This window comes from Rhodocytophaga aerolata (genome assembly GCF_030503435.1).
In the GTDB taxonomy this organism is placed as follows: domain Bacteria; phylum Bacteroidota; class Bacteroidia; order Cytophagales; family 172606-1; genus Rhodocytophaga; species Rhodocytophaga aerolata.
Map to the genome: position 1 here is coordinate 17034 of NZ_JAUKPO010000048.1, position 11310 is coordinate 28343.

General features: G+C 39.1%; 4 protein-coding genes. 1 reads left to right on the top strand and 3 read right to left on the bottom strand.

What is annotated here, in order from left to right; translation table 11 throughout:
- Positions 1–245: 245 nt before the first annotated feature.
- Positions 246–4241, bottom strand: coding sequence for a DUF7619 domain-containing protein (locus Q0590_RS33470; RefSeq protein WP_302042032.1), 3996 nt, complete (start codon positions 4239–4241; stop codon positions 246–248).
- 672 nt (positions 4242–4913) lie between these two features.
- Between Q0590_RS33470 and Q0590_RS33475 the strand changes: the two genes are divergently transcribed.
- Complete coding sequence (locus Q0590_RS33475; RefSeq protein WP_302042033.1) at positions 4914–6146, top strand: tetratricopeptide repeat protein; 1233 nt, start codon at positions 4914–4916, stop codon at positions 6144–6146.
- A 1045-nt stretch (positions 6147–7191) separates the two neighbouring features.
- On the opposite strand, the gene Q0590_RS33480 is transcribed toward Q0590_RS33475, so the two are convergent.
- Both Q0590_RS33480 and Q0590_RS33485 read right to left on the bottom strand, forming a co-directional pair.
- Positions 7192–8805 carry a CBM35 domain-containing protein gene (locus tag Q0590_RS33480; RefSeq protein WP_302042034.1) on the bottom strand — a complete coding sequence of 538 codons (1614 nt, stop codon included), beginning with the start codon at positions 8803–8805 and terminating at the stop codon, positions 7192–7194.
- 11 nt (positions 8806–8816) lie between these two features.
- Positions 8817–9767, bottom strand: coding sequence for a PQQ-dependent sugar dehydrogenase (locus tag Q0590_RS33485; RefSeq protein ID WP_302042035.1), 951 nt, complete (start codon positions 9765–9767; stop codon positions 8817–8819).
- Positions 9768–11310: the final 1543 nt, after the last annotated feature.

The window sequence follows — 11310 nt, forward strand, 5'->3', positions numbered from 1 at the left end:
GGTCAATTATCAAAATAGCATCCGGAGGCTATTGCGGAAGGATAAATGTGACAGGTATTGTACAAGTAAATATTAAGAAAGTGATTTTATGATTCCTTTGATAGAAATTTTAAGTCGTCAAGTTGTTTTTCTTTTTAATTGAAAATAATATATCATTTTTTATGCTAGAGATAAGTTCAACTTATTTGTAGATGGTACTTAAGTACTTATGTCCTCTAATTCCACTATAAATAACAACTAATGAATTAGCGCAAAATGCTAATACTGCCCCTATAACTGAAGTTGCTATACTGGATCGAATAAAAATATACACCTGATGCCACCTGTGTCGCTTGCCAGGAAAAATTAGCATCGCTGCTTTCATACACTTGTTTTCCCCACCTGTTATAAATTACAATCCGCAAGAAATTCCCTATGCAACTTCCTTCCGGAAATTGAGGCCCAGTGAAGGTATCATTTTTATCATCTCCATTGGGTGTGATCACATTAGATACATACATTTTATCATACTCTACACCTCTAGGCCTGAATGTTACTTTAGTTGCACTACTTCTGCAACCTTCTACCTGCTGGGTAACATACAGGTCACCTGTTACTACAGGATGCCGGAAAGTATTTCCCTCTGCAATTTTTCTCTTTAGGCTTTCATCACTATACCAAACAATATGCTCACCGGAAGCTATCAGAGGAGAAAGCAGTTTCCCTTCACAGATGTAGCCAGCAGCATCCACTTGTGGGGCCTGGGGAGTAGGCTTGATTCGCACAATGACTCTTTTAGCAAGGCTTTCATAGCCACTCACACTTTGGGTAACATAAAAGGTATCTGTCCGGGTCAGCAGAGGCTGATAGCTGTTTCCTTCTGCTATCTTCTCTTTGCGGGCAGCATCATTATACCAGCTGATCTGCTGGCCTACAGCTGTTATAGCTGCTATAGGTTCACTTGCACAGTATGGTGCAGGATTATTTACAATTGGCATTGCAGGAATTACTGCTCTCTCTATACGGATACTATCCTTGCTCACTTTATCACACAAGCTTACAGACCATTCAAGAACAGTTTCTCCAATCGCTAAATCTGTAACAAGAGTAATAGGGTTAAAAGGACTAACTATTTTGCCTGAGCCCTTCACAACCTGCCATCTGCCTGCTCCCCTGGATGGTGCAATGGCTTGCAAATCCACGCTGTTCACTTCCTGTATCAACATATCCTCTCCTGCTTGTGCAATGCTCGGATCATTGCCGCAATTATCTACCACTATTTTTTCTGTAGTAAAAGGCAATACTCCAATGGTATGAAGTGTCTCATTGGTTGTAATGGCACTGTTATAATCAAAATAAATATCGGCCTTGTTCTTAATTAAAGTACCAATAGGGTTTTCCTTTTTCTGACTTATTTTAAACTTCACAAATCCATGGCTTTTTGCTTCATTGCTTGTGCTATCTGGCAAGTTAATATCACGGAATGTCCAGATGATTTTAGGCAATCCTTCGCCTGTTATTTTCCAGGTGCAAGGATGGGAGGAGGCACCTATCTGTAGGGTAGCAATATCTAAATCCTCATTCAGTGTGTCTTCTATAGTAATATTGTAGGCCATATCACTACCTGTATTCTGAAAGCGGATCATGTATTCAAGCTCGTCAGCAGCAGTAATGATATGATCATGGCTTACACCGGCAGGACTAGCCATTTTGTCATTCGGATCATAGCTATCCAGGATAGGCATACAGGAGACTTCCACCTCTTCTCCCGAATCATCTTGTGGAAGCAAATCAACATAGCCTTTGCTAATTTTTACATTTGCGCCACTGCCACATCCTTCGAGGGTAACAATGGGCTGTCCCTTGTAAGGATGAGGAGCAGTTAGGTCTGCTTCCAGGCGTATGGTTTTCCCGTTTACCGGTACTTGTAGAATGAGACTATCCCCGCTCTGGAGTTTGTAATTGGCAGAAAAAACCTGTACTGCATCCAGGTAAATTCTATAAGCAGCACTATCGGCCATATGTCCGGTGCCGGTATTTTTAATGCTTAGTCGGACAAATCCATTCTCTTTACAAACTGCTCTAAGATTTATATATGATTGGTCCCAAGCAGGGTCTATCTTGCTTTCGTTAAACGGAGTAATGATGGCTTTGGTACATTGCGTCAGCCCCCGGATAGATTCATTGCCGCAAATAACCGAATCAATGATGGTAATGGTCTTACTCGCTCCTGCTTCCAGTGTGCCAATATTGAAAATCAGCAGGGAGTCTATCTTGTTTGACCAGGGGATGGAAGCACTGATAGGTACAACATAAGCCGGCATGAATACTTTTACCTGCACATTCTCCGCTTTTGCATATCCATCATTGCGGTAGTGAACAGTAGTAGTACTCTTAAAGCATCTTCTTCTGCGGTCTGAAGCCACATCTATGGTCAGATAGGGCTTATAAATAACTTGATTGGCGAAATCAAAGCCACTCGTATCCTTTCCATAAGAGGTGAAATTTACTATATAAGAGGTAGGTGCAACCGGACACTCTTGTATAAATTTTCTTATCGCAGTATCAGAAGGCAAGATCTGGCTTATAGTATAGCTTCCCTTTGGGAAGTAAAATGCATAATTCCCGAGACTATCTGTAGAGGTATAATAATGACCGGGTTCAGCTTTTAAGAATATCTTATCAATTCCCCTCTCTTGACTATCTTTCTCACAACTGCTGTTCTCATTAGCGAATACAGTTCCCCTCAGGCTGTTATAGCTGCCAGTATACTCTACTCTTTTGAGCGAACAGATGAAATTAGTAAGATCGTTTTCGCCTCGTGCAGTATCAGAAGGTAAAGAAATATTACCAAACTCTACCCCTTCTTTTCCAGATATTTGCCCGGTAAAATAAATTTTTCCGGTATTCCCAACAGCTATACTTTGAGCAAAAAGGTGCCCGTTACTTACCACTTTATGTACCCCAATAAATTTACCATCATTTTCAAAACCGGCAATTGCGATCTGCAAGAAACCATTGGCTGTTAAAGTAAGCTGATTTACTCTATTTTTATTGAAAATTAGTTTGTCTTTAAAAACCGCTATGATATATACTTTGTTAGCATGGTTTAATGCTAGTTCGGTTTGAAAATTCCCGTCTGTTACAAATCCTGTTACCCAGTGTAGTTGTCCCTCACTTGAGTATTTACCTATAAAATGGGTATTAGCTGCTAAAGTAGTATCTGCTACACCGACTCTTTGAAAAGAAACCGCTGCCCCATGATAACCCGCCACGTATATGTTTCCTTCATAATCCGCTTCTAAGCCATTTATGCCAGAAGATTCTGTATAATCTTTTCCAGAACCAATAGTTTTTACCCACTCAACATTTCCTGATTTATTGAACTTGGCAAGAAAAGTATTGTAAGACATGTTTATTGAGAGGGTAGTTTCCTTTTCCCCATCCATACCCCCATATATCATTCGGCCGGAGTAAGTACTAGAAACATAGGGATTTCCTTGTGTATCAATCGCCAGCTCTAAAAAATGATAATACTCAATACCCTCTACTCGCTTTGCCCATAGCAATGTTCCATCACTATTATATTTTGCCAGAAACATACAAGCATTTAAGTGAGTAGGTGGCGGTAGTGTAAAACTATCACTAAACTTCATCTGGCTTTGGTAATGACCGGCCACATAACAATTTCCATGCTCATCTACAGCCAGTTGTACCCCGCGTTGATAGCCTCTTCCCCCGGCACTTTTTGCCCATAAAAGTTCTCCCTGGGAATCATATTTAGCAATAAAAAATTCTTCAATCGCCGCCTCGGTATAAAAAGTGTCTCTTCTGGCAATTCCTTTAAATACTATACCATATCTATAATACCCTGTAATCCATAAATTTCCGGAATTGTCTATAGTACTACTGAGCAGTTGTGCCCCTGAGCCCCCATTAAAGTCATCTATGTGATCAGCAATATCGCGTAGCCATATGACCTTTCCTGTACTGTCATATTTAATAAAAAAAAAGCCATCCTCAGTATATTTTACTGCTACTTTGGAGTTATTGATTTCAAATGTATTGTTGCCGTATGAGTACCCTGCTACATATATGTTTTCATCTTTATCTACCGTTGTTGTTCCATTATACCCACTGTACACAGCCGGATAACCAATGCGCTTAGCCCATCCAAACTCCTGGGCAATTAGTATAAAGGGGAAGTATACAAAGAGTAAAATGAAGAAAATAGTAGCCTGCTTAGCACAAAAGTAGAACATAGATATATATGTTAGATCAAAAGAAAATGTAAGCTGTTACTTTGATATGTAAAGGTGTAAATACCTGTATATATTACATCACCTGGCATACACTACTAACATAAATCTCTCAAAAATTCAAGATGGAGAAGTTACTACTTTTGATTTTGTCTATAGCTAGGCAGATACTCAAGAAAAAGGCAGGATTGTACTTGGGAAAGGTGATTACCTATACGTCTACATATTAGATTCGCCTTACACGTTGGCCAACGTTTTAATTCGATTATTAATAGGCGACTAATGAACGTTTTCAAAATATTCATTAGTCGCTCAAAATTTTTCCAGCTTTCTTTTACCAGGTATAGGGGGAAGGATCATATACCTTTTGGGGAGAAAATTTTTAGATTCTCTGAATAAAACAGGCCCTCTTAATTTAGTCTATATAAATAATTTTGATATTGCATACAGATCCCTGTCACAGGGATTGATGAGAAGTTTGAACATCCTTATCAAAGTTACTCTTATAAAATCATAGGTATAAACTACTTTATCTACTATTAGAATATTAGGAGCATAGTTTCTCTCTATACACCGCAAGAACTATTCAGATCTAACATCCTCCTATTTTCTGATAGAACAAATATTTGCCGCAATGTATTAAATAAATGTATGAATCTGTAATAGCTTTTTTTAATGAACAAAAAACTACTGTTTGCTTTCCTTTCCAAGCATTACTTTTATTTGTTACCTATAGCACTACTGTTTTATCAGATAAATAATGAACAGTATCATATTCTAGCTAATTGTATCATTCATTATTTGTTGCTGTTACTCTTCTTCAAAGTAGGTGTTATTATCCATGAACTAGGGCATGCCATCTTCGGCCTTGCTGTGAAAGCTCACATTTACCGGATTATATTTGGCCGGGGGGAAGAACTGTTAAAGTTTAACCTCTTTAAGGTACCTGCCCAATTGTACAGCAATTTAAACAGTGGTGCTGTGCTTATCTCCTACAGAACCGATTCCAATATAAGACTCAACCATTTCATGACTATTATAGGGGGTCCGCTTTTCACTCTTATTTGCATTGTTGCAGGCATGTCACTGCATGACTTCCATGCTTCCCAACTGCTTGGTTTGAGAGGACTTTCAATTCTAAATCCCTTTGTTATTGCCAATATGTTTTTGCTCATTAATGTGCTTGTTCCGACACATGTATATCTGATGGGTGTAAAAACGCCAACTGATGGATTAGCCTTATTAACTATCTTTTTCTCGAAACAAGAAAAGGTGCAGGAAATGGTAAATAGGCATGAACTACTTCAGGCACTTGATCTTTATGAGCAAAAGCAATACAGGCAGGCTTTAGATATCTATGAGAGTTATATAACAAAGTATCCGGAAGATTTACCCATGAAAGCAGGTATAGCTAATATGTACTTGAAAATGGAAGACTTCAGGAAAGCCTATGAAATTTTCCTGGAAGTATATGAGCCACTAAGTAAAGATAAGCTATACCGGTCCTATGTAAATAATGGCCTTTCCTGGAATTACCTATTGTTTAACGATCAAGATTCCCTAATTTTGGCTGAGAAATATTCAGATCTTGCCTATAGAGAAGGAAAATTAGACCCATCCATCATCAGTACTAGAGGCTCTGTACTTATTGAAAGAGGAAAAACGAATGCAGGAATAGATATACTCAATAGAGTAGCCAAATTAGATGAATGTTCTAAACAAAGTCTTGCTTCTTGTATGTACCTAGCCTTGGGTCACTTCCAACTGAAAGAGGTGAAAGCAGGAAAAAAGTATCTCAAATTTGTGGAAACAAATATCAACCAACTGGATCCGGATGAAAAATATTTATTTGTTAAGGTTAAGGAGAAAATCGCTGTATTGCAGGGAAACACAATAGTAGCCAGTTAGCATCAACAGTCATGGGTCTATGTATACACTACACATAGCCAATTGTATTTAGCTAACTTTTCTAATATAAAGGTATTTACTCATAAAAGCGGTGGACTTGTAGATAATTCTGGGTCTGTTTCATCACCATTGCCTAGAATAGTAAGAATAGGTTGTTTTTCCCAATCGGTACTTTTATTGTTATAAATCTCTGCCCACTTGATCCCAAACTCTGAATTTTCAATGTACCAACTGATTCTATTACACCAGTATGTAAACCCATTCACCGCCTCCTTCTGTCCGATGAATTTGGAGTATAAATCCTGTTTTTTTGTAGTAGTCTGTGCAGAATCGTTCTCTTTAAATAACCTTATGTATTGCGATTTGGCTATATCCTCTTTCAGGGATTTATTGATGGTGTTTTAAAGAAAAAAATGATCTTTTACAAAGTTAATAGCGAAAAGCCCAAAAACACCCCTTTTAGATTAAAAAAAACATCTTCCAAAAATCTCAGCAAAACGGCTACAGAGAAATTTTAAAAACATAAAACCGCCTAATTTCGCAAATTAAGCGGTTTTGAGAGTGATTCCGTTTGGATTCGAACCAAAGACCTACTGCTTAGAAGGCAGTCGCCTGCCTGCTGTCAGTCAAGTAGTTATGTGCCACTGGTCTGAAATAGGTCCGAAAAAATATTTTTTAAATTGACTATTTTACCTCCTTTCGCTAGGAAAAATCAATGGCTATCTTTCTAAGTTATAAGCAAAAGCAATACTTGTTGGAAGGTAGATCCTCTACCCTCCTGGCGTTCACTCCGGTCAAAGGTTGCAAGTTCATCTATACTAGCATAAAACTAACTATCTATGATGATACTGACTATAGTCGGCATTTAAATTCTATCATCACCTTAGCCCTTCTCCTTTCAGAATTAATAGCTTATTCTTTCTTCTACCACAAAAATTAAATTTATACCTGCTAAATCAATCATCTACTTTCCAAGTTCACATTATTCAATATACAACCAACAGGGTATAGTATCGATAAAACCTATATTAGCTGGTTAAGTAACTTAATTTTCCACTAGTATTAATTTTGAAGTAATTGCTTTTCCTTTTACCAACCGTATAATATAAGGTCCACTACTCAAGTTTTTAAGGTTTATAATGAAGGCATCCATCCCATTTCCTGTTCCTTCAAACGTATGTGTAGAAACAACTTTACCTTGAATATTGACTAAATATACAGTTAATGCTTCCCCATCTTCTGCAGGAACATCCAGGGTGATATAGTTGCGGGCCGGATTCGGTCTGACGATTAAATAGCTTTCAATATTTTCTATGATATCCATCCCGCTTCTCGCCAGGCTGGTAGCCGAGGTATTTCTGGATACCACAATATGATCCATATTGGGGCCGCTGCTTCCAATAGCGGTAGCTCTGATTTTATTCGTTCCGATCGTCAGGTTGGTGGTAATGTTCACGTTCGACCAGGTACTCCAGGAGGAAGTACTGGTCCGGGGGAAAGAAAGAGCAGCAATTGCGGTTGTTCCATTTACAGTTATTTGCAGGCTTCTGGCAATATTGGCCAAAGCGTAGCGGAAGCTGATGGTGTAACTTCCAGTATGTGGCACATTGAATGTCCATTCAACATAATCGCCTGTAGCATGAACATAATCCACATAACCACTCCCGGTATAACCGGAGTTACTGGATGCAACAACAAGGCCCGAAAGGGTGGCATTCTCAGCTTCCAACCGAAGCGAGTTGAACGTTCTTTCTTTGTAAACTGCCGTATACGTAGCATCACTGATGGGAGTCGTAATTGTTTGCGTGGCTGAGCCACCGTGTTGCCAATAGGCAAAATCATAGGTTTTTCCAGCCAAGATCTGTCCGTTCATCATGCCGATAGCGCGTTTAATTCCCTCCACCCCTATTACTGAAGCAGGCGTTTTTACGGGTTGCCCGTCTAAAGTTATCTGAAGCCCGGCTGGCTGGGTAGTGAAGCTGAAAGTAGTTTTGCGGGGAAGAACATCCCGGTATTTAGTGCTTGTTAAGCCCTTGGAATCCTTTACAGTTAGTAGTAGCCGGTACCAGACATTGGCCGATACTTCCCCGGTGCGGGGAATCACAAAATAGCCGCTTTTAACGCCAGTGGCGATCGGTGGGCCATCATGGATATGCGTGTCATGATGAAAGGAGGCTGACCAGGAAAAAGCACTGGCGGGTAAGGTGCCTTCTTCGGTATCGGTGGCACTACCCGAAAACCGAATGGTATCTCCGCCCCGGTAAAGGGTGTTTTCCAGCGGGGTGGCAATTTGCGCAACCGGCGGGTTATTATAGCCGGTGACGGTTAACTGAGCTACATTGCTGGTAACACTGCCGACAGTATTAGAAACAACTACTCGGTAGGAACCAGCATGCGAACTGGTCGTACTAACGATGATATACGTGGCAGCAGTAGCGCCAGAGATGCTGACTCCATTCTTTTGCCACTGGTACTTCAGGGGCGCAGTGCCGGTGGCAGTTACCGAGAAACTGGCAGTCTGGCCTGCTGATACGGTGATGCTCGCCGGCTGTTTCACAATAGCTGGCGCCGGATTATTGGTGTAAATAATTTTATAAAGGGTGTTGTTGCTTCTTTCAAAATAATAAAGGTTACCATCTGGTCCAACGTCAATTATCATCGAAGAATTACCTAAAAAGTTAGCAAAAGGCAGCCTCGTAACTGTAGAGCCCGAAATGGACAGCATATTGATCCAATCATTGCAGTAATCCTGGAAAAAATAGCGCCCATAGTATTCTGCCGGATAATTTGTGGTGGGGGGATTAAAAAACACCCCCCTGTAATGGCACATCCTACGCCATCGCCTGCACCGTGCTGATAGGCGTAAACCGGATTGGCAAAGACCGGATTGGTACTAGGTCCTTCAGCGGTGGGCCAGCCAAAGTTTTTGCCCCCAGTAGTAGCATTATTTATTTCTTCCCAGGTTTTTTCTCCTACATCATTTACGAATATTTTTCCCGTGCCTGGCTGCACATCCAAAGTAAAAGGGTTGCGGAGGCCATATGCCCAGACGCGGCTTTTCTGGGCCGAACCCGAAAAAGGATTACCAGCCGGAACGGAACCATCTGGGTTTATTCGCAAAAGTTTTCCGTGGTAGGTGGCCAAGTTCTGGGCGTGAGCCGAATATGCATTATCACCAACACCGATGTATAATTTGCCATCCAAACCAAAACACATGGCCCCGCCATAATGGATGATGGAGCTGCTTAAGGGATCAAGAGTTAATAGTACTGTTTCACTACCTGAAACTACCACGTCCCCATTGCCTTTAAACCGGCTTACTCTGTTTCGGGACCCATCAGGTATGGTATAGTATACATAGACATACTGGTTACTCGAAAAGTTAGGATCTAATACTATACCTGATATCCCCCTTTCCCCCCGGGAATTAACGTTCACTTGGAGAAAAGGGGTAGCTAATACTACTCCATTCTTGATGATTCTTATGGTGCCGTCCTGTTGCACTACGAAAATTCTACCGTCTGGGGCAAAAGCCATAGCCATCGGGTTAGTGATGCCGCTTGCTACCAGTACTTTGGTAAAACCCGGGGGGAAAGATTGGGCCTGTAGCTGGAGGCTCAACAGTAAAATTGCAAGCAGGAGAAGTAGTAGCAGAACGGAATTTTTCCTTATTTCGAAAGCTTTAGGTATAAAACATTTCATAGTATGAAATTTTTTAGATGTTATTCATAGAAAAACTGGTGATGAGTAATAGATGATGAGCATCTATTTAATAGCTGATTGATAACTTAACACCCTGGATGTAATTGTAGCTTTTCAAGTATATGGAACATCTCTTTAAGTTTTATTAGGTTCTCCCTTAAAGCTGGTTGTGGGTATTTATTAATTTGTGCTCTACTTCACTAACCTGTATTAGAAGAACTGTGTTCTGCATCAAAATCCTTCTTCATATCTAAAGAAAAGGTTAACAGGAGAATCAATGTTTTCTATTGTGCTTAGTTTTATGCTGGTTTATGCTGAACTGCTGGGTGTACTAAGCTTTAATACCGCAGCTCTTCGAACGACGAATTGGAGTTGTAATCTGAGAGTAAAATGGAAGCTAATTAGCAAACCTTTTAGTATATACTTATTTAGCAGGCAGGTATTTGTAGCTTACTTTTAAGTTAAGATAAGTTTTAGTTGTAGTTGTAGCTAGTATCAGATAATTTAATAGGCTAAAAAATTAAAACTTAATCTTGCATTGCCATTGCCTGTGAGTAGAATATTTTCCCATTCTATTAATTCTCTTGGGAATTACAGCATCTATTCAAGCGTAGGCAATTTCAGATGCCAAAAAACAATAGTTTATTATTTATTATAGGTGTTAAATAGATTTACTTAGGAATAATTATTAGTTTATTTATACACAACAATTAGTTACCGTTGCCTGTAAACCAGCCGTTTGCTTTAACTGAATATTTCGTAAAGCAGCTACTAAAAATTTCGGATCTTAATCCGTTGCAGCTTTTTATCTAAGATATAATGAGAGATACGTAATAGAGTACTATGCGGTGCTGTTAAGTTCAGTTGGAGCAATTTCTTTTTTATGTGATTTATGAGTAAACATTGAGAAGCCCTTCGAAATTAGTTTAGCATTAACCATTTCATTTTTCTGCCGTTGCAACCCTGCTTTCTTGATGCAAGCAGGATTGGGCGTAAGTTCTATAAATAGCGGCGTTTTCCTTAAACGGTTCAGTACAATTTTCTATTTCTAGAATACTAATATACAAGCACATACAAGCAAAAGCAAGATATTATGAAGTTTTTTATTATATCAAACATGTGGGTTATACCTTAGTTTGATATAGTACAATTCATTAATTAAAGCATGAAATTTATTATTGAATTCTCAAATAATTCAAAGTCAATTTGTTTAATATTTTTTTTACAAATAGCTGGTTTCAATGTTATTTTCCATAGGTAGCTTCTACAAAATATAGTAATAAATTTTTCCTAATTAGAAGCCACATCTGAAAGCTTTATTTTATAATTATCTTTTTATCACCAATAATTAGGGCAAAATAAATTCCTAAAGAACTTAAATTCACACTACCTGCAAAGCCTATTCATTAAGTTAACGTGAACTATGGATTAGTAAAAGCATAAAGGGCTCAAAATGAATTAG